26 protein-coding genes are annotated in these 21,832 nt (G+C 47.7%); 4 read left to right on the forward strand and 22 right to left on the reverse strand.

Annotation, left to right across the window (positions count from 1 at the left end; genetic code table 11):
* Nucleotides 1-39: 39 nt before the first annotated feature.
* The 12 genes from ymfI to KNO75_RS04835 form a co-directional block, all read right to left on the reverse strand.
* The gene (gene ymfI, locus KNO75_RS04780) at nucleotides 40-735 is read right to left on the reverse strand and encodes an elongation factor P 5-aminopentanone reductase (protein WP_214820120.1); all 696 of its coding nucleotides are present in this window, start codon (nucleotides 733-735) and stop codon (nucleotides 40-42) included.
* Complete coding sequence (yfmH, locus tag KNO75_RS04785) at nucleotides 732-1,991, reverse strand: EF-P 5-aminopentanol modification-associated protein YfmH (RefSeq protein WP_214820122.1); 1,260 nt, start codon at nucleotides 1,989-1,991, stop codon at nucleotides 732-734. The genes ymfI and yfmH overlap by 4 nt, the downstream gene beginning before the upstream one ends.
* Entirely contained in the window at nucleotides 1,988-3,226 is a 1,239-nt protein-coding gene (gene yfmF, locus KNO75_RS04790) for an EF-P 5-aminopentanol modification-associated protein YfmF (protein ID WP_214820124.1), read from the reverse strand. Before yfmF ends, yfmH begins: the two co-directional genes overlap by 4 nt.
* A gap of 7 nt (nucleotides 3,227-3,233) precedes the next feature.
* Nucleotides 3,234-3,785: a cob(I)yrinic acid a,c-diamide adenosyltransferase gene (locus tag KNO75_RS04795; RefSeq protein ID WP_074033223.1), complete on the reverse strand. Its 552-nt coding sequence runs from the start codon at nucleotides 3,783-3,785 to the stop codon at nucleotides 3,234-3,236.
* A 50-nt stretch (nucleotides 3,786-3,835) separates the two neighbouring features.
* Nucleotides 3,836-5,545, reverse strand: a complete 1,710-nt coding sequence (locus KNO75_RS04800) for an ATP-binding protein (RefSeq protein WP_214820125.1) — start codon at nucleotides 5,543-5,545, stop codon at nucleotides 3,836-3,838.
* Nucleotides 5,542-6,258 (reverse strand): response regulator transcription factor, encoded by a 717-nt coding sequence (locus KNO75_RS04805; RefSeq protein WP_026825821.1) that lies wholly within the window; start codon nucleotides 6,256-6,258, stop codon nucleotides 5,542-5,544. Before KNO75_RS04805 ends, KNO75_RS04800 begins: the two co-directional genes overlap by 4 nt.
* A gap of 160 nt (nucleotides 6,259-6,418) precedes the next feature.
* Nucleotides 6,419-7,603 carry a c-type cytochrome biogenesis protein CcsB gene (ccsB, locus tag KNO75_RS04810; RefSeq protein WP_214692798.1) on the reverse strand — a complete coding sequence of 395 codons (1,185 nt, stop codon included), beginning with the start codon at nucleotides 7,601-7,603 and terminating at the stop codon, nucleotides 6,419-6,421.
* Entirely contained in the window at nucleotides 7,603-9,147 is a 1,545-nt protein-coding gene (resB, locus tag KNO75_RS04815; protein WP_214820127.1) for a cytochrome c biogenesis protein ResB, read from the reverse strand. Before resB ends, ccsB begins: the two co-directional genes overlap by 1 nt.
* 19 nt (nucleotides 9,148-9,166) lie before the next feature.
* Complete coding sequence (locus tag KNO75_RS04820) at nucleotides 9,167-9,748, reverse strand: redoxin domain-containing protein (RefSeq protein ID WP_074033227.1); 582 nt, start codon at nucleotides 9,746-9,748, stop codon at nucleotides 9,167-9,169.
* A 136-nt stretch (nucleotides 9,749-9,884) separates the two neighbouring features.
* Nucleotides 9,885-10,643 (reverse strand): pseudouridine synthase, encoded by a 759-nt coding sequence (locus KNO75_RS04825; RefSeq protein ID WP_074033228.1) that lies wholly within the window; start codon nucleotides 10,641-10,643, stop codon nucleotides 9,885-9,887.
* Nucleotides 10,644-10,647: 4 nt separating this feature from the next.
* Nucleotides 10,648-11,241, reverse strand: a complete 594-nt coding sequence (scpB, locus tag KNO75_RS04830) for an SMC-Scp complex subunit ScpB (protein ID WP_214820129.1) — start codon at nucleotides 11,239-11,241, stop codon at nucleotides 10,648-10,650.
* Nucleotides 11,219-11,986 (reverse strand): segregation/condensation protein A, encoded by a 768-nt coding sequence (locus KNO75_RS04835; protein WP_214692804.1) that lies wholly within the window; start codon nucleotides 11,984-11,986, stop codon nucleotides 11,219-11,221. Before KNO75_RS04835 ends, scpB begins: the two co-directional genes overlap by 23 nt.
* Nucleotides 11,987-12,069: 83 nt before the next feature.
* On the opposite strand from KNO75_RS04835, the gene KNO75_RS04840 reads away from it, so the two are divergent.
* Nucleotides 12,070-12,537, forward strand: a complete 468-nt coding sequence (locus tag KNO75_RS04840; protein ID WP_214692805.1) for a DUF309 domain-containing protein — start codon at nucleotides 12,070-12,072, stop codon at nucleotides 12,535-12,537.
* A 9-nt stretch (nucleotides 12,538-12,546) separates the two neighbouring features.
* On the opposite strand, the gene KNO75_RS04845 is transcribed toward KNO75_RS04840, so the two are convergent.
* The 9 genes from KNO75_RS04845 to KNO75_RS04885 form a co-directional block, all read right to left on the reverse strand.
* Entirely contained in the window at nucleotides 12,547-12,849 is a 303-nt protein-coding gene (locus tag KNO75_RS04845; RefSeq protein WP_214820131.1) for a hypothetical protein, read from the reverse strand.
* Nucleotides 12,850-12,940: 91 nt separating this feature from the next.
* On the reverse strand, nucleotides 12,941-13,297 hold the full coding sequence (locus KNO75_RS04850) for a GCN5 family acetyltransferase (protein WP_031423428.1): 357 nt from the start codon (nucleotides 13,295-13,297) through the stop codon (nucleotides 12,941-12,943).
* Between the two features lie 89 nt (nucleotides 13,298-13,386).
* On the reverse strand, nucleotides 13,387-13,827 hold the full coding sequence (locus KNO75_RS04855; protein ID WP_074033238.1) for a peptidylprolyl isomerase: 441 nt from the start codon (nucleotides 13,825-13,827) through the stop codon (nucleotides 13,387-13,389).
* Between the two features lie 115 nt (nucleotides 13,828-13,942).
* Nucleotides 13,943-15,244, reverse strand: coding sequence for a pyrimidine-nucleoside phosphorylase (locus KNO75_RS04860; protein ID WP_074033239.1), 1,302 nt, complete (start codon nucleotides 15,242-15,244; stop codon nucleotides 13,943-13,945).
* A 28-nt stretch (nucleotides 15,245-15,272) separates the two neighbouring features.
* Nucleotides 15,273-16,082 carry a purine-nucleoside phosphorylase gene (locus KNO75_RS04865; protein ID WP_214748190.1) on the reverse strand — a complete coding sequence of 270 codons (810 nt, stop codon included), beginning with the start codon at nucleotides 16,080-16,082 and terminating at the stop codon, nucleotides 15,273-15,275.
* 13 nt (nucleotides 16,083-16,095) lie between these two features.
* On the reverse strand, nucleotides 16,096-17,262 hold the full coding sequence (gene deoB, locus KNO75_RS04870; protein WP_214820133.1) for a phosphopentomutase: 1,167 nt from the start codon (nucleotides 17,260-17,262) through the stop codon (nucleotides 16,096-16,098).
* A gap of 23 nt (nucleotides 17,263-17,285) precedes the next feature.
* Complete coding sequence (gene xerD / locus KNO75_RS04875) at nucleotides 17,286-18,170, reverse strand: site-specific tyrosine recombinase XerD (protein ID WP_214820135.1); 885 nt, start codon at nucleotides 18,168-18,170, stop codon at nucleotides 17,286-17,288.
* 182 nt (nucleotides 18,171-18,352) lie between these two features.
* On the reverse strand, nucleotides 18,353-18,832 hold the full coding sequence (gene fur, locus KNO75_RS04880; RefSeq protein WP_012726507.1) for a ferric iron uptake transcriptional regulator: 480 nt from the start codon (nucleotides 18,830-18,832) through the stop codon (nucleotides 18,353-18,355).
* 112 nt (nucleotides 18,833-18,944) lie between these two features.
* Nucleotides 18,945-19,475, reverse strand: coding sequence for an NUDIX hydrolase (locus tag KNO75_RS04885; protein ID WP_214692812.1), 531 nt, complete (start codon nucleotides 19,473-19,475; stop codon nucleotides 18,945-18,947).
* A gap of 72 nt (nucleotides 19,476-19,547) precedes the next feature.
* Here KNO75_RS04885 and KNO75_RS04890 point away from each other — a divergent pair, with 72 nt between their 5' ends.
* Complete coding sequence (locus KNO75_RS04890; RefSeq protein ID WP_214820137.1) at nucleotides 19,548-20,378, forward strand: aldo/keto reductase; 831 nt, start codon at nucleotides 19,548-19,550, stop codon at nucleotides 20,376-20,378.
* Between the two features lie 6 nt (nucleotides 20,379-20,384).
* Here the strand turns inward: KNO75_RS04890 and KNO75_RS04895 are convergent, their stop codons facing one another.
* Complete coding sequence (locus tag KNO75_RS04895) at nucleotides 20,385-20,927, reverse strand: PadR family transcriptional regulator (protein WP_214820139.1); 543 nt, start codon at nucleotides 20,925-20,927, stop codon at nucleotides 20,385-20,387.
* Nucleotides 20,928-21,056: 129 nt separating this feature from the next.
* Between KNO75_RS04895 and KNO75_RS04900 the strand changes: the two genes are divergently transcribed.
* Nucleotides 21,057-21,371 (forward strand): thioredoxin family protein, encoded by a 315-nt coding sequence (locus KNO75_RS04900; RefSeq protein ID WP_012726511.1) that lies wholly within the window; start codon nucleotides 21,057-21,059, stop codon nucleotides 21,369-21,371.
* A 104-nt stretch (nucleotides 21,372-21,475) separates the two neighbouring features.
* A complete protein-coding gene (locus KNO75_RS04905; protein ID WP_214820141.1) occupies nucleotides 21,476-21,829 on the forward strand; it encodes a hypothetical protein in 354 nt (117 codons plus the stop codon).
* Nucleotides 21,830-21,832: the final 3 nt, after the last annotated feature.

A 21,832-nucleotide genomic window follows, 5' to 3' on the forward strand; every position in this document is an offset into this window, starting at 1 on the left:
GAAGAATTGAAAAGAACTGGTTTATGCATCATGATGAGATCATTGCCAACCGCCATCAACACGTAATACTGTGCCGGTCATATATGAAGCATCCGATGAGCATAAAAAGCGAATCGTCTTCGCCACGTCCTCAGTGGTACCAAGACGCCCAAGTGGAATATCATCCATCACGGTTTGTTTCGACTCTTCTACCGTATCATTCATTGGCGTATCAATCCACCCTGGTGTGACTGCATTGATTCGAACTTGGAACGGTCCTGCTTCACGTGCAAACGCTTTGACAAACCCTAGTTGTGCCGCTTTGACGGTAGAATAGAACACTTCGGCTGCTGCCCCGACTTCACCCCAAACGCTTGAAACGACGACAATATCTAGTCGATGGTCATACGGTTTACGCGCAACAACTGACTGAATCAACCGAACCATGGCACGTACATGCACCTCGTAAAGTCGATCCAGCTCATCTATCGATTGGTCGACGACAAGCCCATGTAGCGCGTGACCGGCGACGTATACGATGCGATCAACGGTATCGATTGACGACACCCACTTCTCTACTTCTGCTCGGTCCGATAAGTCACAGATAATCAGTTCAGCCTGCAACTTTTCCGCCTCAATCATTCGAGAAAGCGTCTCACGCCCCTGATTCGCATGTAGCAAAAGCTCATCCTCACGAAAAGCGAGCGAGACGGCACGTCCAATCGCGCCGCTCGCTCCAACAATTAACGTCTTCATGGTTTTTTGACAACGCACACTGTTCGTTGCTCACTTCGGAACAATCGCACGTATGCTTCTTGAAGTTCATCTAATGTGATGGCATCGATTAAATTCGGAATCTCGAACAAGTTTCCATCATTGAGTGCATAGCGTGAGAACTGGTTCGCGATAAACTCTGGCGAATTCAGTGCTTTTAAAAATTGTCCCTGCATCATCCGCTTCTTACGATCGAGCGTCTCTTGATCAAGATGAAGCGGACGCTCCAACGCACCCGTGACACGTTCGACAAAAGCATCGACATGGGACGTTTCCATCGACAGGGCGGCGAAGGCGAACGTCTCTTCTGACGTATAATCAAATGAGAACGCATCATCAATTAACCCTTCTGCGTACAACTCCGTGTAAAGCGGTGCTGTCGTATCGAAGAGCGCGTGCATGAGGAGTTCCACCGTCAATTCTTGTTTGAGACCAGCTTCTCCAGCTTGTGGGAGATCTTTATAGCCAATCATCACTTTCGGAACCGAGACATCCATCTCAATGACCCGTTCTGACAGACGAACCGTGGTCGGCTCTTCCACCGTCTCACGTGCGCTCAAAAGTGGCGCGTCAAAAGATTTAGTTGCCTGATTGTCACGAATCAATTCAAGCATCTCATCCGGCTCGATGTTCCCGACAACGAACAACGCCATGTTGCTCGGATGGTAGAACGCCTGATGACACGTATACAAATCTTCTGCCGTGATTTTTGAGATTGATTCGATTGTTCCGGCGATATCGATTTTGACGGGATGCGTCTCATACATCGCTTCAATCAATCCGAAATAAAGACGCCATCCCGGATTGTCTTGATACATTTGGATTTCCTGACCGATGATGCCCTTCTCTTTCTCGACTGACTCTTTTGTGAAATATGGTTCTTGAACGAAATCGAGTAGGGTTTGCACGTTTTCCGGCACATTCGATGTCGCCCCGAACAAGTATGCTGTCCGCGTGAATGAGGTGAAGGCATTCGCTGACGCCCCTTGACGACCGAACTGTTGGAAGACATCGCCATCCTCTTTTTCGAACATCTTATGCTCTAAGAAATGTGCGATTCCGTCTGGCACCTCTACCCAATCCTCTAATTTGAAGCAACGGTCAATTGAACCATATTTCGTCGTGAACGTCGCGAACGTTTTCTCATACCCAGTCTTCTTCAGCAAATACACGGAGAGGCCATTATCGAGAACGTGGTGATGTAATGTCTCTCCGACGTTTGGAAAATCTAGTTTCATGCTTCTCCTCCTTTCAAGCAATAGACAGCTTCGAGCGTGATTTCATTTGCGAGAGCGATAACATGGTCGCGTGTCGTATTTTCAATGACGGCCATCTCTTCGTCTAATGAGAATGGGCGAACGTCCGCGCCACTCATCCAAGCAATCAACTGACGAGGGCTATCTCCGAGTTGACGACGTTGGTGGAACAACATTTCTTTCGTCTGTTGTAACGTCTCGTCTTCGAATTCACCCGCCTGAAGCGCTTTTAATTGCTCTTCAATAATGTGCTCGGTCTTATGCTGATTTGATGCGTCAATCCCCGCATACACGAACAGTTTTCGACTGAGTGAACTGTATTGTGAAGCGGCGTAGTAGGCCAAACTTTCCTTTTCACGGACGTTCATGAACAGCTTCGAGTGCGGGAAACCACCAAATAATCCGTTCACGACTTGCATACGGATGGCATCTTCTGTCCGCGGGTCGACGTCAATCGCGTAGGCGAGATGAAGTTTACTTTGCTTGATGTCTTGATGCTCTTCTAAGCGTTTGAACTCACCACGGCTCGGTTCGGGCAGACGTCTCGGCTGACGCGTCCCGAGCGATTCGAGCGGGTTAAATGCCTGTTCGACTTGTTGACGGTCGACATCGCCGACGACATAAATGTCGACACGATCGTTCTGAATCATCGATTGATAAGCATCGTAAAGCGATTTGGGTGTAACGTGGTCGAGTTGTTCGAGCGTACCGAGAGACGGGATGGCGAGCTCGCCTCCGAGCATCTCTTGCAGACGCTGTTGAGCGAAACGCATCTTGTCATCATAGACTGACTCGATTCGCTGACGCTGCAATCGGCGTTCTTGCTCCACGATGAGCGGTTGAAAGGCGCCATCATAAACATTCGGACGAAGTAACACTTCCTCCAGTAATTGAATGGCCTGACTCAAGACGTCTTCACCAACAAGATTGTCATTAACGACTTCGAGTTGAAATTGAATGACATGCTCTTTCCCAATTTTTGATGCGCCTGCATACAAGTTTGTATCATATAAATCTTCTAGCGGTGTGTGAAATAACTCAATTGATGGATAAGCTTCTGTCGATTTTTCCATAATGAATGGAAGCAGTGCCCGGTCTGCCACCGTGTCCTGAGACAGCGGGGCCGCAAACGAGACGAGGCAAGTCGTCGTTTTAAATTTTTTGGTCGGATAGACCGAATAGTGCAATTGATGTTGGAACTGTTCGATTCCTTTCATCAGCCGATCACTCCTTTTTTCGTTTTGGTTGAAACACGGCAGCGCCGCGTGCATATTCTTGGTCCGGTACGCCTGCGACAACATTCGCATACCGTGCGACCGTGAAAAGATAGTCACTCAATCGGTTAAAATATGGAAGTTGTCGGTCGGCGACACCGAGTGCGGTCAAATCTCGTTCGACACGACGGCAAACGGATCGCGCCACATGAAGGCTCGCCGCTGCGACACTTCCTCCCGGTAAGATGAAACGCACAAGTTCTGGACATGATTTTTCCCATTCGTCCATCCATTGTTCAAGTTCCGTCACAATCGACAAATCGACCGTTTTCGGGGGCGCGTCCGTATACATCAGCTCCGAACCGAGGTCAAACAAGTCGTGCTGAATCTTCGTCAGCTGTTCCCGGAGCGACTCGTCGGTCTGTTGCGCAATCGCTAATCCGATGTGACTGTTCAATTCATCAAGATGCCCCATCGCTTCGATTTGAGGATGGTGTTTGTCGACACGGCTACCGATTAGAGACGTTTCACCCGTGTCACCCGTGCGTGTATATCGCTTCATTACGGCTCCCCCTTTAAAATGCCACAAATGGTGACTCAGACGAGTCACCATTATGAGATGTGTGGTTGTTCAAATGGTAAGTAAATATCAAACGTCGTCCCGACACCGAGTGTGCTCGATACGCTGACTGTACCATGGTGGGCATCGATCACATTTTTCACGATGGCTAAACCAATCCCGGTACCGGTCTTCGACCCGCTCGTCCGTGCTTTGTCGGCTTTATAGAATCGCTCAAACACGAACGGCAAGTCCTCTTTCGGGATCCCGTGTCCTGTGTCGGACAGTCGAATCTGCAACCCATCAGGCATCTCGGTCGCCTCAATTCGAATCTCTCCTGAATCGGTATGGGCAATCGCGTTGCCGATCAAGTTCGTGAATACTTGCTCGAGTCGGTCACCGTCTGCTTCAATCTGTCGATGCGGTATGTCCGTTTGTAATCGAATCTCTTTTTCAGATGCCATTTGATTGAACTTTCTCATGACACGTGGCAAGAAATCACCGATATCGAACGAACTGAATTGCATCGTTTCTTTACCCGATTCGATGCGGGCCAAATCAAGTAAGTCGTTGACGAGTCGCGCAAGTCGAAGAGATTCGTCATAAATGATTGACGCAAACTCTTTCGTCGCCTCGTCACTTTCTGTCATCCCGTCGATGATTGCCTCTGAATAACCTTGTAGCGTCACGAGCGGTGTCCGAAGTTCATGACTAATGTTCGCCACGAAATCGGTCCGCATCTTATCGAGACGGTGGCTTTCAGATGTGTCGCGAAGGACGACGACAGCTCCTTCAAAATCATCTTCTCCGATGAGCGGCGTGACCGTTAACGTATAGTAACGGTCATCTTGTTTCACTTCAATCGTCTTCTCAGCCGTCCCTTCCATCACTTCTTCATACAGTGACAGTACGACTTCATGCGGCTGACCGTCTTGAAGCAATGGACTAGCCTGTGGATTCGTGACAATTACGTTTGCGTGACGGTCAAGCGTGATGACACCGTCCGCCATCGAACGAAGAATGGAGGCAAGTTGCAGACGTTCTCGGTCTAAAGCGTCGACATATTTCGCCAACTGGCTACTCATCGCGTTGAACGAGGCGGCAAGTTCGCCGATCTCGTCTCGAGTCTTCGTCTCAAGACGCAAGTCAAATTGACCTTTCCCCGTCTTATTAACCGCATCCCGCATCGCTCGGAGCGGCGCCGTGATCCGTGTCGATAAGAAGAAAGCGAAGACGGTCGTCACGATGATGGCCGAAGCGACGGTCCAAAGAATGATTGTTCGAGCACCGGCATTCGCACTCGAAATCGCATCGAGTGGTTCAAGTAAGTAGAGTGTATATTGACCGGTCGATAACGAAAACGTCGTCCGGTAGGCAAGAGCAGCTTGGTCGTCAAAAGAAGAGAAATTACCGATGGCCGTCTCCCCGACTGCCTGATAGGTTTCCCAATCCTGACGCTCAAGTTCAACCATCAGCCCATCCACTTGATTCCCGAAATTTGAGCGCGTGGTCCCGTTTTCTAAAATATAGTTCGCGCCATATACTTCGATGATTTGATCGATTGTCTGGGACGTGTCACCTTCATTCAACAACACCGACTGAACTTGTCCGCCAAGTTTGGCGAGATGACCACGTTCTTGGTCGATGTGAAAAGAATTGAAAAATTCAAGCATCAATACCGAGACGATGAATAAGATGACGCTGACCAAAACGAGAATCGTCAGCCACAGTTTCGTGACGATGCTGTTTCGACGAATCATCATTCACTGGCAGCTTCGAACTTGTACCCGACACCCCATACAGTCGTGATCATATGAGCCGCATCAGGCGAGACACGATTCAATTTCTCACGAAGACGTTTCACATGCGTATCGACGGTCCGAAGGTCTCCGAAAAATTCATAGTTCCATACTTCTTTCAATAACTGCTCACGAGAAAAGACTTTATCAACCTGCTTCGCAAGGAAGAACAGCAATTCATATTCTTTCGGTGTGAGGGCAATCTCTTCTCCGTCGACCGTGACGCGGTGCGCATCATTGTCAATCGTCAAGTGCGGGAACACAATCAAATCTTTTGATTTCTCACTCGTTTGCATGAATTTAGTCGAGCCAGAACGACGAAGGAGTGCCTTCACGCGAAGGACAACCTCACGAGGACTGAACGGTTTCACGATGTAATCGTCTGCTCCGACTTCAAATCCTTGGACACGATCAATCTCTTCACCTTTCGCCGTAAGCATGATGACCGGTGTCGCTTTCGTTTTCCGGAGTTCTGTACATACTTCGACTCCGTCCATTTTCGGCATCATCAGATCAAGTAAGATGACGTCGTATTCGTTTTCAAGAGCGAGTGCGAGTGCTTCTTCTCCATTGACCGCTTCTTCAATCACATACTGTTCACGTTCTAAGTACATTTTCAAAAGTCGGCGAATTCTCTCTTCGTCGTCGACTACTAAAATCTTCGTTTTCTCAGCCATACTTGAAACCCTCCTAAGACCCATTACGAGTTGTAGCGAATGTTGCACAATTGTGAACATTCCACTCTCTGCCATAACTATACCACTCTATTATTTCGCTTCACAACGATGATTTGATGGACCAAATGAAAAAGAAGTCACAATTGTGACTTCTTTCGCGTCATGCATATGAATGAAGACCGGCGATGACCAAGTTGACGAAGACGAGGTTAAACATGATGATGGCAAAACCACCGACACATAACCATGCCGCTTTCGTTCCGGTCCAGCCGCGCTGGATGCGCATATGCAAGTAATAAATATAAATAAGCATCGTAATGAGAGCCCATACTTCCTTTGGATCCCAGCCCCAGAAACGGTTCCATGCAATCTGCGCCCAAATCATCGCAAAGATGAGTCCGCCGAGGATAAAGACAGGCAATCCGATTGCGACCGAGCGATAGCTGATCTCATCAGCAAGGTCGAGGTCGACCTTTTTCGCAAGCGGTTGAAGCGCTTCAGCAATGCGTTTTCGCAAAATCACGAAACGGAGCAACGCGTAAATCACGACACCACCGATGACCGACCAGATGAGCGTGTTCAACTTGAGGGTATTGATCCAATTCGGCAACTCAAGTGACAAACCGCTCGCTCCTGACAAGAGCTGTGCCCCTTCTGGTACGAATAGGATTGGCATGAAGTATTCATACGTCTCGACTTGACCGCGGTCATTCGTAAATTCGACGACTCCACCGGCACCGATTCCTTTGAAGAGCATCGACACGATGATGAACCCGAGTGTACACATGAGAACGAACATCGTCACTTCAAGCCACGTCCTTGACTTAGACTGTTCTTTCATCGATGTCTCATTCAATAAGAAAATGAGACCTGACGCAAAACTGATGGCCAAAATCCCTTGTCCGAGCGCTGCCGTCGTGACGTGGATTTTTAACCAGACACTGTTAAGTGCCGGAATGAGCGGTGCGACCTCACTTGAAAACATCGAGGCGAAAGCGATGACGAGTAACGCCACTGGCATCGCGAACAAGCCGAGTACATCATTTTTATAAATCCCGTATACGACGAGGAACCCGAGCACCATCATCATGCCGAAGAACGTCGTATATTCATATAAGTTTGATACCGGCGCATAGCCGACACCTGCCCAACGCATAAAGAAATATGTCATTTGGGCGATAAATCCGATAATTGCCAAGATGAAGGCATACTTCCCATAGGCGACACGGTTGACGTTCCGATCCTTACGCATACCACTAACGGCAATCGTAAAGAGAACCGTCGAGATCGCGTATAGGAAGAATGCGATAAACAGCATACGGCTGCTCCATTCAATCCATTCCATCAAGATTCCCCTCTTTCATCTGTTGACTCGTTCTCCGGCTTCGAAGTAAATCTCGCCTGGTCTTCCCACATCGGTAAACCGGCCTGTTCTAATAACGGCGAAACCTCTCGACGGAGCGAGGACGGGTTTTTGTTCGTAAAGCCTGCAACGAGTACCTCATCTTCATGACGACGAATCCAGACACGGCGGTGAGGCCAATACATGCCCATCACAATCCCAATCATGAAGATGGTCGCACCGACGATCAGAATCGGGTACGTCGAGTCACTCTTCACTCGAAGACCGCTCGTGCTCGCCATCTCTGTGCCCGCAAACTTTACCTCGTACCGGTTTTCTTCATCAGCGACGTTAAGTCGAATACCGATCAAGTTTGATTCCGTCTCGCCTTCAGGTGATTCGACATCGAAGAAGAAGGCAGGATTCAGTGCACGTGGTGATTTCGTGTTCGGTTGTCCATCCTTCACCTCAAAATCAGGATACAAGTCTTTCAATGTGACCGTGACACCATCTAAGTCATACGACTTTTCTGGATTTTCGAGGTCGACTTTGAACGGTCCATACTCGTCACCTGTCTGTTTATCGGCGAGCATGAACGACATTGACAAGAATTCCGGACGACTTGAATATTGCTCTTGATACACTTCATATTTTTCGAACTTAAACGGGTGGTTGACTTTCGTCGAACCGACATCGACTTGTTCGAGTTGCGGCGATCCGTCCTCGTTCGTTCCCGTCTTCTTAAATAATGTCAGTTCCGTCTCATAGTTTTTTGGAACGGCTCCGGCTTTTTCAATGGCAGCTGCGAACTTCGCATCTTCCTCATTGTTCTCCGGGTCATACATTTCAAGAATGAACTGGTCGTTCCGTAAATAGTATTCCCCATCTGTCGCCTCTAGTGAGACCGTATCTCCTTCACGAACCCACTCGAGTGTATCCGTGTGGAATGCCGGGAAGACGCGGAGCATCGCCCCGAGGAAGAAGATGACGAGGCCGACGTGGTTCACATATGGACCCCAACGACCGAAACGGTGTTTTTCAGCCAATAAGGCATCTCCGTCCCGTTTGATTTGATACCGTTTTTTCTTGAGCGACACTTCCATCTCGTCAATCTGAGCGTCTGTTCCTTCGCCTTGTCCGAAGAGGCGTTGTCCTTTCATAAAGCGCTCTGTCCGTCTAACCGGCTGATTCTTTAGCGCTTTATAGAGCGGGACACCACGGTCAATCGATACGACGATGAGCGAGAGCGTCAACATGACGATGAGACCGATATACCACCATGACGTATATAGGTTGTGGAATCCAAGTGCATAATAAATCGAACCTGGCGTCCCATATTCCTCCAAGTAATATTGCTCTGGAGGTAACTGTTGTGGGATGTACATTTCTTGAGGGAAAATCGTCCCGATTGCCGAGCCGACAATAATCAGCGCAATCAACCACAATCCCACTTTGACCGATGCGAAGAAGTTCCACACCCGATCAATGACCGATTTAGGACGACGCTTCGACCGTAAATCAGCGCCTTCGTATTTCATATCTAGCATCTGTGCGTCCCCCGTTCGCTTACAATGACTTCTCGGCTAGCTCCATCAATTTCTCTTTCGTGAGTTCACCTTCATATTTTTCGATTACGTTTCCTTCACCATCGATGACGAATGTGACAGGTAAGTTATAAATGCCATAGGCTTTCTCGACTTCACTCTTCGTGTCCATCAAGATCGGATAATCGAGACCGACACCGAGGTCGTTCACAAAGTTATCGACGCGAAGCGGCGTCTCACCGACGTTCACCGCCCAAAAATCGACACCCATGTCTTGGAGTGTTGCGTAATTTTCTTGTACGACTGGCATTTCTTTCTTACAAGGTTCACAGAAAGTACCCCAGAAGTTGAGAAGCATTCCTTTTCCTTCGTATGTGTCACGTTCATAAAGGGTCGAACCGTCGAGTGTAACGAGTTTGAAGTTCGGTGCCTCGTCACCTGCCTCGATGCGTCCGTCATTACCAGCTTGGTCGAACAATTGCATGACGGTGATGGCTCCCGCAAAGAGAACGACCGTCATAATCATCAAGCGCCAAAATGACCTCTTTTTCTTTTTCGCGACCGCTTGTTCCATGCGGTCGTCTTTGTTTTGATCTTTTGTCATCGTTTTCACACCATCCTTCAGTTGCTATTGTACTGAAAAAACATTAAAAACGCACATTAACAGACTTTTTTCATTTTTTTGTCACACAATTTACACAATCAAAAAAATCATCCTATTTCAGGACGATTTTTTGTTGTTATTTTTTCTTCTTTTTGCCTCGTGGTTTAGGTGGGACCGTCGGATTCGCGAGTTCACGAAGCTTGCTGATTTCTTTGTGTGAAAGTTCACGCCAGTCGCCAGTGTTGAGACCGTCGAGCGTCAAGAAACCGAACTGTTCACGCTTTAGTTTGATGACCTCAGAACCGATTGCTTCGACCATGCGACGGATTTGACGATTGTGTCCTTCCGAGATGACAATCTCAAGGATGGCCGTGTTCTTTTTCTGGTCGACAGACTTCATCTTCACTTTCGCACTACCCGTTTTGAATCCGTCATCGAGCTGAACACCTGACTCTAGTTGCTTGATTGCCAAGTAAGAAGGGATGTTCTTCACTTTTGCCACATAACGCTTTTGAATCTTATATTTCGGATGCGTCATCATGTTCGAGAACTCTCCATCATTCGTCAAGATGATGAGTCCTGTCGTGTTATAGTCAAGACGTCCGACCGGGAAAACACGTGCCCCTGGTGGCACGAGGTCCGTGATCACTTTACGTCCTTTATCGTCTTCTACCGTCGACACATAGCCGCTCGGTTTATAGAGCACGTAGTAGACATGCTCTTCTTGCTCGATTTTGACGCCATCGACCTCAATCTCTGACTTCGGTCCGACTTTCGTCCCGAGTTCACGTACCACTTTTCCGTTGACGCGGACGCGACCATCCAAAATCATTTCTTCCGCTTTACGACGCGAGGCGACCCCCGCTTGTGCGATTACTTTTTGCAAACGTTCCATATGATTAATCCTTCTCCAATCTCTCTTCTTGCTTCGGTGATTCCTGACCGAAGAACAAATCGCCTTCGTCTGTCAGTTCATCCTCAAATGTTAATGGTGGTAATTCCTCGAGTGAGTTAAATCCAAAATGGTCGAGGAAGTGCTCTGTCGTTCGATACAACTTGGCACGACCAATTGTTTTTGCACGGCCAGCTGATTCGATTAACCCTTTTGATAATAGTGTATGAATAACTCGCTCCACTTTGACACCGCGAACCTCTTCGATGTCCGCCCGCGTGACCGGCTGCTTATAGGCGATAATGACGAGCGTCTCCATCGCCGCTCGTGAAAGTGCCTGTTCAGCCATCGTCCCGACATACTTTTGAATGTAGGGAGACACATCTGGAACGGTCACAAGTTTGTACACACCTGCCGATTCCATCAGTTGGAACGGTCGGTTCGACGTTTTGAACGAGGCTTCTAACTTACTGAGCTGTTCTCGCGCAGCAGCCTCTGAGATGTTGAGCGTCTCTGCGAGCGCCCGGACTTCCATCCCTTCGTCCCCAACGACGAATAGCAATCCTTCGATAATCGTTTCATAGGACAGCAACCGCTTCATCCCCTTTCTTTGATGATTCGATGAACGAGATTTGAATGTCTTGGTCAAGTTGTTTCGTTTCGACGACCCGTAGCTTGATCAGCTCAAGAAGCGCCATAAACGTCACGACGAGATCTGAGACGTTCGGTCGTTCTACAAAGAAGGCGAAAAACGATGTCTGTCGCGTAGAAGAAACGTGTTCATGAAGTCTCGTCATCTGTTCCTCGAGCGTTCGCTCTTCGCGTTTAATCGTCTTTTTGCGTCGTTCTTTCCAACGTTTCCGTTCAATCATTTTAGAATAGGCATGAAGAAGGTCTGAGAAGTTCAGCGGTCCGTCGTACTTCGACACTTCCTCTGACATGTAGTTCGTCAAATCTTCTCCCGGTCGTGTATACAATTCAAGACGATGTTCTTCCTGTTCACGCATAAAAACGACTGCTTCTTTATATGCTTTGTATTCGATCAATTGACGAATGAGCCCCTCACGTGTTGGTTCTTCGCTAAAGTCTGGAACATCCTCATCCTCGACCTGAACAGGCGGTAACAACTGCTTGCTCTTTAACTGGAGCAACGTCGCCGCCATGACCAAGTATTCACTGGCCACGTCGAGTTCAAATTTTTGCATCGTGCGAATATAGCCGACATACTGGTCAGTGACTTCTGCCACGGAAATGTCGACGATATCAATCTCCATTTTTCCGATCAAATGGAGCAACAGGTCGAGTGGACCTTCGAACGTATCGATTTTAACGTTATAGGCTTCCATAGAGACACCTGCCATTTTACATTTTTGCGCTTTAGTATAACATGTTTTATAACACCGTGGACACGAAAGGAGAAAAATGATTCATGACCCCTTTTATTCATTATACGTTGCTTTTTGAATGTCATGCCGATTATTTCGAATGTCATGAGGTATTAGAAGAAGCGTGGCAGGCAGACGGACGTCGTCATCACGGCTATGCGGCACTCATCCAATACGCCGTCATTCACTATCATCTACGACGAGACAATCTCATCGGCGCGAAAAAGAGCTTGCGACTCTTACGTCGAAAGATGGACATCGCTTCCCCCTATTTACATGAGCTCGGTCTGGATGTCGACTCCTTCATCGCACAGCTTGATGAATGGCCGTTACACACGAAGCTCCCATTACAACAGGATGTTCGTGACACGGTCGAATCACTAAAACCGACGTTCCCATCGACAGACCTGTCGTTCGAGGAATTGGTCCACAAGCATCTTCACCGTGACCGGAGTGAGGTCATCACGGAACGGGAGTTGGCACTTTTAAAAAGGCAACGTGCAAGAAGTTGACGTCAAGATTCAAGACGTCTCCTTTTCATAATCAATGATGATCTTTTTTAACTTCTTAAACGCCGTCACCCAACTTTCGAGATCGCTCCGATTATGTAAATATTGGGAAGGTGTTTCAAGTAAATCCATGCCATAGATTGTTTGTAAGCAGGACCAAATCACCTCGTCGGAAGCTGTCCAATCAAAACTATCTATATTTTCATATTGTTTCATCCACTGATATGCCCAGTCAGAGAATTCTTCTCTCGTCCGTTCATGCCTGAGCACTTGCTCCAATCGATTGATCAGTTCATCAATCGTTACTCGATTCATGAATCCACCTCATTTAACGGGTTTTGTGATTTAGTCCCTGCAATATGTAAAACCCCCGTAATCACAATCGTGATTACGGGGGTTTTTGTCATCAGACGACTAGTTGATTCCATTTATCCAATAAATCGCCCGTCTTGCCTGTACCGGTTAACGTCAAATCAAGTGGAAGTACGTTTCTCACCTCGTCTAGAAGCTCGTAAGAACGTTTCTCGCCACGGAATGATGGCGACAAGGCGATATGGTCGATGACCATCGTCGTTCCTTGCTGCTCCATTCCAATGATGCCGACGAAGTCTTCACCGACTTTCCACAAATAGAGGAACTTCGACTCTTCCTCGTCATACGATCGGACGAGTTCAAGCAAGCTAAGCGGAGATTTGTCACTGCATGAGAATGCGAGTAGACCCATCGCCGTCTTTTCATAAGAACGTTTATATTTGACCAGCATCGCTGGGTTCACCACCTTTAGTCATTCAAGTTTCACGATGTGAAGACGTGAGAGACATGGTTCATTGTGCCATAACCTTCAGGCAAAAATCAATTCTCGTCCCAAACCTTCACTTCTGCCATCTTCGTTCCTTGACGAAGTTTGACGGCATGTTCAAGACCAGATGTCACTTTACCGAAAACTGTATGGACGCCATCCAAGTGTGGTTGTGGCTCATGGACGATGAAGAACTGTGAAGACCCTGTGTTACGTCCTGCGTGTGCCATCGAGAGTGATCCCGCTTCGTGTTTGTGTGGGAAAGATGTCGATGTCTCACATGGAATCGTATAACCAGCGCCACCCATTCCAGTACCATCCGGGCAACCGCCTTGGCTGACGAATCCAGGAATGACACGGTGGAATGTTAATCCGTTATAGAACCCGCTGTTCGCAAGTTTTTCAAAGTTTTCAACCGTGATTGGTGCCTCGTTGTGGAATAAATCAAATTCAATCATTTCGCCATTTTCAAGTTTCATAGAACCTTTTTTCATGTTTCAAGCAACCCCTTTATTTGAATATGTATCCTGCTGTTTTTCACTCACATTACCCATCTTATCAAAAAAACACGTCTGTCTCCACTTTTTTTGTGGAAACAGACGTTCTGCCTTATTGGATGACAGCGTGAACGAGTGGGCGAGCTTCTGGTTTCGTCGCACCGATTGTATACGCGTGATCTAAACGTTCGACAGCCGAAGACATGTCTTCCATGTTCGAGCGGAGCACGGCAATCACATCGCCCGCCTCGACACGGTCGCCAACTTTCTTCTCGAGCGTGATGCCTGCCGCGAAGTCGATCTTGTCTTCTTTCGTCGCACGACCCGCTCCGAGAAGCATCGCTGCGACACCGACTTCGTCAGCAATGATTGACTCGACATAACCTGCTTCTTTTGCGACGAATGTCGTCTCGTAGGAAGCTTGAGGTAATTTTGTCACGTCATCGACGAGCGACGCGTCTCCACCTTGTGCTTCGACGAACTTACGGAACACCTCGAGGGCATGACCGTCAGCAATTCGTTTTTCAAGGTCTGCATATGCTTCGTCAAACGTTGGATAGAAATCACCGAGTACAGCCATATGACCTGCAATCGTGAGCGCGATTGTTTTCAAGTCTTCTACTTCCTTACCTGAAAGGACTTCAATCGCTTCTTTCACTTCGTTCGCGTTCCCGATTTCAAAGCCGAGCGGTTGGTCCATGTCGGTGATGACAGCGACCGTCTTACGACCGACGTTCTTCCCGATTGCGACCATCTCTTCTGCGAGTGCTTTCGCATCATCGAACGACTTCATGAACGCACCAGAACCCGTCTTGACGTCGAGGACGATACTGTCAGCTCCTGCTGCGATCTTTTTCGACATGATTGAACTCGCGATGAGTGGAATCGACTCAACGGTAGCCGTCACATCACGTAGCGCATAAAGACGTTTGTCAGCTGGCGTCAAGTTCCCCGTCTGACCGATAATCGACATCTTAATGTCGTTTACTTGTTTCGTGAATTGTTCTTCCGTCAATTCGACGTTAAAACCTGGGAACGATTCGAGTTTATCGATCGTACCACCCGTATGTCCAAGTCCACGACCACTCATTTTCGCGACCGGGATCCCGATTGACGCGACGAGTGGTGCGACGATCAAGCTGATCTTGTCACCGACTCCGCCCGTTGAGTGCTTATCGACTTTCTTCCCTTCGATGTTCGAAAGATCGATCGTATCGCCCGACTTCACCATTTCCATCGTCAAGGCTGCCGTCTCGTTTTCAGTCATCCCGTTAAAATAGATGGCCATCGACAATGCCGACATCTGATAGTCAGGAATTGTTTCGTTCGTGAATCCTTCGACGACGAAGCGAATCTCCTCTTCGTTCAATTCTCCACCGTTACGTTTTTTCAAAATCAAATCGACCATACGCATAACTGTCGTCCTCCTAGAAATAAGTTACTTACATGCTTTTAATCGTGCCGCGCACGAGTGAAAGGAAGTCTTGACGGACACGTTCCGTCGTCTCAATGACTTCTTCATGGTTAAGTGGTTGATCTAAAATCCCTGCCGCCATGTTCGAGACACACGAAATCCCGAGAACGCGCATATCCGAGTGACGCGCGACGATGACTTCTGGTACCGTCGACATCCCGACGACGTCACCACCGAGAAGACGTGCCATTTTCACTTCTGCTGGTGTCTCGTAAGTTGGACCTGTGTTCCCGAAGTAAACCCCTTTTTGGACAGTGAGTCCGAGGTCAGAAGCGACGCGTTCTGTCAATTTCACGAGTTCTTTATCGTACGCTTCTGACATATCTGGGAAGCGAGTCCCGAATTCACTCGCATTTTTTCCGATAAGTGGGCTCGTCCCGAAGAAGTTGATGTGATCCGTGATGATCATCAAATCACCTGGGTTGAATGACTCGTTACACGCGCCTGCCGCGTTCGTGACGATGAGTGTCTCGACACCGATCAATTTGAGGACACGAACAGGGAACGTCACCTGTTCCATCGAGTATCCTTCATAGAAGTGGAACCGTCCCTGCATCGCGACGACGCGTTTTCCTTCAAGTTCCCCGAACACGAGTTGTCCTGCATGTCCTTCGACGGTCGAAACTGGGAAGTGTGGAATCTCCTCATAAGGGATTGCAACCGGATTCTCAATTTCGTCCGCAAGGACCCCAAGACCTGACCCGAGAATAAGTCCGATTTCTGGTGTATCGCCCATACGCTCCTGCAAAAACGCTTTTGTTTCGTTCCAATTTACCATGAATATTGCCTCCTCAAATTTCGTTTAAGAAACTCTTTCCGTTTGATGGTGCCACAACGTCAAAGTTGTCAGCTACTGTCGCTCCGATATCTGCGAACGTACCTCGAATACCTAGATCAACTGCTTTCGCTCCAGTGTGATGCACGATGAGCGGTACATATTCACGCGTGTGGTCTGTACCAGCATGTACTGGGTCATTCCCGTGGTCTGCCGTGATGATGAGTAAGTCGTCTTCACGGAGACGCTCCATCACTTCAGGTAGACGGGCATCATATTCTTCAAGCGCGACGGCGTAGCCTTCCGGATCACGACGATGACCGAACAATGCGTCAAAGTCGACCAAGTTTAAGAAGCAAAGCCCTTCGAAATCTTCTTCGAGTGATTCGACCAACTTGTCCATCCCGTCCATATTCGATTTCGTACGGACCGCTTTCGTCACACCTTCACCGTCGTAGATATCACTGATTTTCCCGAGAGCGATGACATCTTTCCCAGCCTCTTCGAGCGTATTCATGACTGTCTTACCGAAAGGTTTGAGTGCGTAGTCATGACGATTTGCCGTACGTACCCATGCACCCGGTGTGCCGATGAACGGACGGGCGATAATACGACCGAGCATATACGGGTCTTCACGTGTAATCTCACGCGCGTATTCACAAATCCGGTACAACTCGTCGATTGGCACAATCTCTTCGTGCGCGGCGATCTGTAAAACCGAGTCTGCTGATGTATAAACGATGAGCGCACCTGTCTCGACATGTTCTTTACCGAGCTCATCTAAGATGGCTGTACCTGATGCCGGCTTGTTTCCGATGACTTTACGGCCACTGAACTCTTCTAGACGATGAATCAAATCGTCCGGGAATTCTTCAAAAACACGGAATGGCGTCTCGATATGAAGACCCATGATTTCCCAATGACCTGTCATCGTATCTTTACCTGCCGAGATTTCTTCCATACGACCATATGCACTTGGCGTCTCCGACACGTCGATTCCTTGAATCGGTTTAATGTTCGCGAGTCCGAGTTTTCCCATATTCGGCATGTTCAATCCGTTATGTTCACGAGCGATATGTCCGAGCGTATCGGCCCCTTTGTCACCGAACTGTTCAGCATCCGGTGCTTCACCGATACCGACCGAGTCCATGACCACTAAAAAAATACGTTTAAACTTCTTCACAAAAAATTCCTCCTTTTCAATGTCTAGGCACGAGGGTGATGCTTGCGATACACATCATGTAGCCGCGACTTATTGACGTGTGTATACACTTGCGTCGTCGCTAAATCCGCATGACCGAGCATTTGTTGAATGGCACGTAAATCAGCGCCGTTCTCGAGCAAGTGTGTCGCAAAGGAATGACGGAGAACGTGAGGTGTGATCTCCTTATCAATTCCGGCAAGCTTGGCACGTCGTTTGATCATCTTCCAAAATCCTTGACGACTGAGCCGTCCACCTCTGCCGTTTAAAAAGAGCGCTTCGGTCTCTCTGCCGCCGAGTCCGTTTCGAGCTTGTTGAATATATCGCTCAACAAACCCTTGCGCGACCGACGAAACCGGAATGATTCGAGCGCGCTCGCCTTTCCCTTCACATTGTAGATACCCCAATTCGAACTGCAAATCATCCAAATCAAGACCTAAAAGTTCACTGACCCGCATTCCGGTCCCGTAAAGCAACTCGAGCATCGCACGGTCCCGAAGTGATAGGGGGTCGGATGTCGGGACGCTATCTAAGAGACGCTCGACTTCCGCTTGTGACCAAGTATCCGGAAGGTGTTTCTCTGCTTTCGGCGTCTCTAGATAAAGAGACGGATCTGTCGTCGTGACCCCGGTCATTTTTAGATGATGATGGAACATGCGGATTGAACTGACAGCCCGTCTCAAAGAAGACGAAGCACGCCCCGCCTGTGACAGCTCTTCGATATGCTTAACGATATGAGAACGTGTCACGTCGTTCCAATCCTCCACCCCCAACTGGGTCAAAGTCGATGCGTATTGCGTCAAGTCGCTCGCATACGCTTGTCTCGTGTTAGCGGACATCCGCTTTTCAACCGTCATGTACTGAAGAAATGACTCGATATGCGAACGCATCATACCCTCCTCCTTCCACATTTCGCCTGAATACGCTTACAGCATATCACTTATGTAAACCGTTGTGAAGATGTCTGACCTCATTTTTTATTCACTTTTTTGTGACAAGATTAAGTGAGCCTTTTCTTTAAAAGAACATTAGAAAAAACCATCCTTATAGAAAGAATGGTTTAAAGTAATCGTTATCCGTTAATTACTGCTTTATGACCTTCGAGCGTGACGCCTTTTGCTTGGCACACTTTACAGATGCCGTGAAACGTCAAGCGATGGTCTTTAATCAAAAATTCATATTTGCTCTCGACTTTTTTCTCAACATCGACGAGCAAGTCTTCCATGATTTCCTCAACCGATCCGCATTCGACACAGACGAGATGGTGATGCGAATGATTCGCCCCTTCTGGGCGCAAATCAAAGCGTGCGACCCCGTCACCGAAGTTGACTTTATCGACAACACCGAGCTCAGTCAATAACTCAAGTGTGCGATACACCGTTGCGAGTCCAATCTCTGGTGCGATGCTCTTGACGAGCATAAAGACGTTCTCGGCACTCAAATGGTCACTCTCATTCTCAAGTAAGATGCGAACCGTTGATTCACGTTGCGGTGTCAATTTATATCCTTTGGCGCTCAATTGCTGTTTAATTCGTTCAATTCGCGTTTCCATAAGGCGCCCCCTCTTTACATAGTTCACTACACAAAGCATACCGAAGTTTTAATCAATTTTCAATTTAAAATCATTACTATGTAAGTTTACCATATAAAATTTCAGATTAGAATTATTTTAATCTAGACAATTGCCACCATTGTATCGCCATGATTGTCTTCGCATCGGTGATGACACCTCTGTCTAACAAATCAACCGCTTCTTCAAAAGAATATCGTTTCACGTTTAAAAACTCATCCTCGTCAAGATTCATTTCACCCGCTGATAATCCTTTCGCGACAAACACATCGACTCGTTCACTGCAAAAACCTGGGGCTCCGTAGAAAGAGAAAATCTTTTCGAGCGACTCCGCCGTATATCCGGTCTCTTCAGCTAACTCACGTTCGGCACTCGATACCGGTTCTTCCCCTTTTTCAAGTTTGCCTGCTGGGATTTCAAGCGACATCGATTCAAACGCTTTTCGATACTGCTCTACCATGACAATTTTGTCCGATTCATCGATGACGAGTACGGCAACAGCACCATTGTGATAGACGAGTTCTCGCACAGACGTGTTTCCATTCGGAAGGGAGACGACATGCTTTTCCACATCGAAAATCTTACCTTCGTAGATGACTTCCCGCTCAATCGTTTTTTCTTCCATATGATTACTCCTCACTTTTCGATATACTCTGATTATGAGTCAAACCAACATTTCGAACAAGGAGGAATCCATATGAGTGAACTCGGACTCGGAACGATGACGATTTTGAAACATGGGGAGATCGAGGCGAAGAACATCCTCGAGACGGCCATTCAATCAGGGATTCGTCATATTGATACAGCAGATGTCTATGCGCGACAAGCTGTCGAGCGTGTAATCGGTGAAACGTTAGGTCAGGAACGAAAACAACTCTTTTTAGCGAGTAAAGGAGGCAATGAACTGACTGAGGACGGGATGCGTTGGAATCCTGATCCGTCCTACTTAGAGGAAGCGTTACACGGATCGCTCGAGCGATTACAAACCGATTATCTTGATTTATATTATATTCACGGCGGTACGCTCGAGGACAATCTCGACGCAACGATTGAATGGGCGCAAAAACAAAAGCGTGACGGTCTCATCCGACAAATCGGACTCTCGTCCATTCGACCGAACGTCATCAAATATTGGGTCGCTTCTGGAGCTCTCGATGTGCTCATGACGCCGTATTCCCTTCTTGACCGACGACCAGAGACGCTTGAGTTGTCGATTCCAATCGTTGGACGTGGTGTTCTTGCCAAAGGATTACTAACGGATGAATGGGAGACACGACTCGGGGATAAAGGATTTGAGTCGTGGCGAAAAGAGGAAGTTGCCAGTGAATTGGCGATGATGCCTAATCCGATTCAGGCGTATGCACTCGAAGCCGCTAAGCGGTTCTGTGACGTCGTCTTACCTGGTGCCTCTTCAGTGAAGCAATTGAACGAGACGATTCGCGCGTTCGAGACTGAAATCGATGAAGATGCGCTTGACCGACTACTCGCCCGTCTGCCGATTCATCCTTATACAAAACACGTGACCTGAACTGTTTCAGGTCACGTGTTTTTCATTACGTTCTTTAATTTGTTCGATTGCCCAGTCTGCCCATCCGGCATAGTTTTCCATCATCCGAATCGCATATTCACTCGTCAATAAATAGCCGAGCGTATCTTCATCTGATTGATGTTCTTCTTGAAACATCCGAATTTGTTGGGCAACTTGTTCGTGATGGGCTTTTGTCTCTTCGATATATCGGACCGCTTCTTCGACCGGAAGCAATTGAAGCAAACTGACTCGCAATAGGTTCTCATCTTTCATTTTTGGTTGAAACGTTGTCGGTTGACGTAGCCAGTTGATCAACTCCTCACGTCCTTGGTCCGTGATCGAGTAGATTTTCTTATCTGGCAACTCCTGTTGCGAAATATGCTCCGCTGAGACAAGGTCATCTTCTTCCATCTTTAACAGTTCCCGATAAATCTGTGTATGGTGTGCGTTCCAAAAATGAATCATCTGCGCCTTGAACGTTGCGTTCAGGGCATACCCGGTCGCAGGCTGATGGGTCAATAACCCGAGCAATGCGTGACGTAACGCCATATCCATCACCTTTTCCTTATCATGCTATTTTTATAAGTGTATCACATTCTTCTATGGATTCGAGAATGCCAATCTGTTGACGACTCGTTTAAAACCCGACAAAATAGATAGAAGAAAGGAGAGTTGTCTATGCAACCGATTCATTCATCACAACAATTTGACGAAGCCACAAAAGATCATGGAATGGTAGTCTTCACCACATCATGGTGCCCGGACTGCAAACGTCTGGACATGTATGTCGACGAGCTCGTCAAAGACTATCCACAGTTTAACTGGCATGTTGTCGACCGCGACGAACTACCAGAATTATCTGATGCTCAAGAAGTTCGCGGCATCCCTTCACTTCTTTACTATAAAGACGGGGTAAAACAAGAACACCTCCACTCGGCAAACGCCAAGACGGAGATGCAAATCCGTTCATTCCTCGATACGATTCAAGCATAACCTGATTCCTGCAGACCTATCGCGGCTGCAGGATTTTTTTGTACATGCCTGTCTCATCTCCGACTATACTGTAAGAAATAACCAAACGAGAATGGAGAATAATCATGATTCAAACTCGCCTTTTTACCGCACTTTGTTTCACCATCTTCATGTTAGTCGGTTGCAAACAACCATCCACCTCATCACCTTTGCCACCTGATGGTGAGAAAGTCATCATAAATCATGCAATTGAATATCTAAACAATATGGATTGGCTACCAACCGACGAAGATGGCAAACAGGTCACGGTTCAATCCATCACAGTCGATGATCGTTATGAATTAGTTGATTCAAGTTTTGAAGGAACACGGGCCTGGCTCGTCACGTTCCCTTCTGATTCACAACGCACGGCCGAGATTCCACAAGTGCTCGTTGAATCAAAATCGAACGAAGTGATCGGCTATATGCCAAGCGAATGACGC

Source organism: Exiguobacterium sp. s35 (assembly GCF_018617535.1).
Taxonomy (GTDB): domain Bacteria; phylum Bacillota; class Bacilli; order Exiguobacteriales; family Exiguobacteriaceae; genus Exiguobacterium; species Exiguobacterium aestuarii.

What these genes read in the sequence shown, in the direction of transcription:
- ymfI (WP_214820120.1), bottom strand. Translation starts at nt 735, where the DNA reads ATGAAGACGTTAATTGTTGGAGCGAGCGGCGCGATTGGACGTGCCGTC.
- yfmH (WP_214820122.1), bottom strand. Translation starts at nt 1,991, where the DNA reads ATGAAACTAGATTTTCCAAACGTCGGAGAGACATTACATCACCACGTT.
- yfmF (WP_214820124.1), bottom strand. Translation starts at nt 3,226, where the DNA reads ATGAAAGGAATCGAACAGTTCCAACATCAATTGCACTATTCGGTCTAT.
- KNO75_RS04795 (WP_074033223.1), bottom strand. Translation starts at nt 3,785, where the DNA reads ATGAAGCGATATACACGCACGGGTGACACGGGTGAAACGTCTCTAATC.
- KNO75_RS04800 (WP_214820125.1), bottom strand. Translation starts at nt 5,545, where the DNA reads ATGATGATTCGTCGAAACAGCATCGTCACGAAACTGTGGCTGACGATT.
- KNO75_RS04805 (WP_026825821.1), bottom strand. Translation starts at nt 6,258, where the DNA reads ATGGCTGAGAAAACGAAGATTTTAGTAGTCGACGACGAAGAGAGAATT.
- ccsB (WP_214692798.1), bottom strand. Translation starts at nt 7,603, where the DNA reads ATGGAATGGATTGAATGGAGCAGCCGTATGCTGTTTATCGCATTCTTC.
- resB (WP_214820127.1), bottom strand. Translation starts at nt 9,147, where the DNA reads ATGCTAGATATGAAATACGAAGGCGCTGATTTACGGTCGAAGCGTCGT.
- KNO75_RS04820 (WP_074033227.1), bottom strand. Translation starts at nt 9,748, where the DNA reads ATGACAAAAGATCAAAACAAAGACGACCGCATGGAACAAGCGGTCGCG.
- KNO75_RS04825 (WP_074033228.1), bottom strand. Translation starts at nt 10,643, where the DNA reads ATGGAACGTTTGCAAAAAGTAATCGCACAAGCGGGGGTCGCCTCGCGT.
- scpB (WP_214820129.1), bottom strand. Translation starts at nt 11,241, where the DNA reads ATGAAGCGGTTGCTGTCCTATGAAACGATTATCGAAGGATTGCTATTC.
- KNO75_RS04835 (WP_214692804.1), bottom strand. Translation starts at nt 11,986, where the DNA reads ATGGAAGCCTATAACGTTAAAATCGATACGTTCGAAGGTCCACTCGAC.
- KNO75_RS04840 (WP_214692805.1), top strand. Translation starts at nt 12,070, where the DNA reads ATGACCCCTTTTATTCATTATACGTTGCTTTTTGAATGTCATGCCGAT.
- KNO75_RS04845 (WP_214820131.1), bottom strand. Translation starts at nt 12,849, where the DNA reads ATGAATCGAGTAACGATTGATGAACTGATCAATCGATTGGAGCAAGTG.
- KNO75_RS04850 (WP_031423428.1), bottom strand. Translation starts at nt 13,297, where the DNA reads ATGCTGGTCAAATATAAACGTTCTTATGAAAAGACGGCGATGGGTCTA.
- KNO75_RS04855 (WP_074033238.1), bottom strand. Translation starts at nt 13,827, where the DNA reads ATGAAAAAAGGTTCTATGAAACTTGAAAATGGCGAAATGATTGAATTT.
- KNO75_RS04860 (WP_074033239.1), bottom strand. Translation starts at nt 15,244, where the DNA reads ATGCGTATGGTCGATTTGATTTTGAAAAAACGTAACGGTGGAGAATTG.
- KNO75_RS04865 (WP_214748190.1), bottom strand. Translation starts at nt 16,082, where the DNA reads ATGGTAAATTGGAACGAAACAAAAGCGTTTTTGCAGGAGCGTATGGGC.
- xerD (WP_214820135.1), bottom strand. Translation starts at nt 18,170, where the DNA reads ATGCGTTCGCATATCGAGTCATTTCTTCAGTACATGACGGTTGAAAAG.
- fur (WP_012726507.1), bottom strand. Translation starts at nt 18,832, where the DNA reads ATGGAAACGCGAATTGAACGAATTAAACAGCAATTGAGCGCCAAAGGA.
- KNO75_RS04885 (WP_214692812.1), bottom strand. Translation starts at nt 19,475, where the DNA reads ATGGAAGAAAAAACGATTGAGCGGGAAGTCATCTACGAAGGTAAGATT.
- KNO75_RS04890 (WP_214820137.1), top strand. Translation starts at nt 19,548, where the DNA reads ATGAGTGAACTCGGACTCGGAACGATGACGATTTTGAAACATGGGGAG.
- KNO75_RS04895 (WP_214820139.1), bottom strand. Translation starts at nt 20,927, where the DNA reads ATGGCGTTACGTCACGCATTGCTCGGGTTATTGACCCATCAGCCTGCG.
- KNO75_RS04900 (WP_012726511.1), top strand. Translation starts at nt 21,057, where the DNA reads ATGCAACCGATTCATTCATCACAACAATTTGACGAAGCCACAAAAGAT.
- KNO75_RS04905 (WP_214820141.1), top strand. Translation starts at nt 21,476, where the DNA reads ATGATTCAAACTCGCCTTTTTACCGCACTTTGTTTCACCATCTTCATG.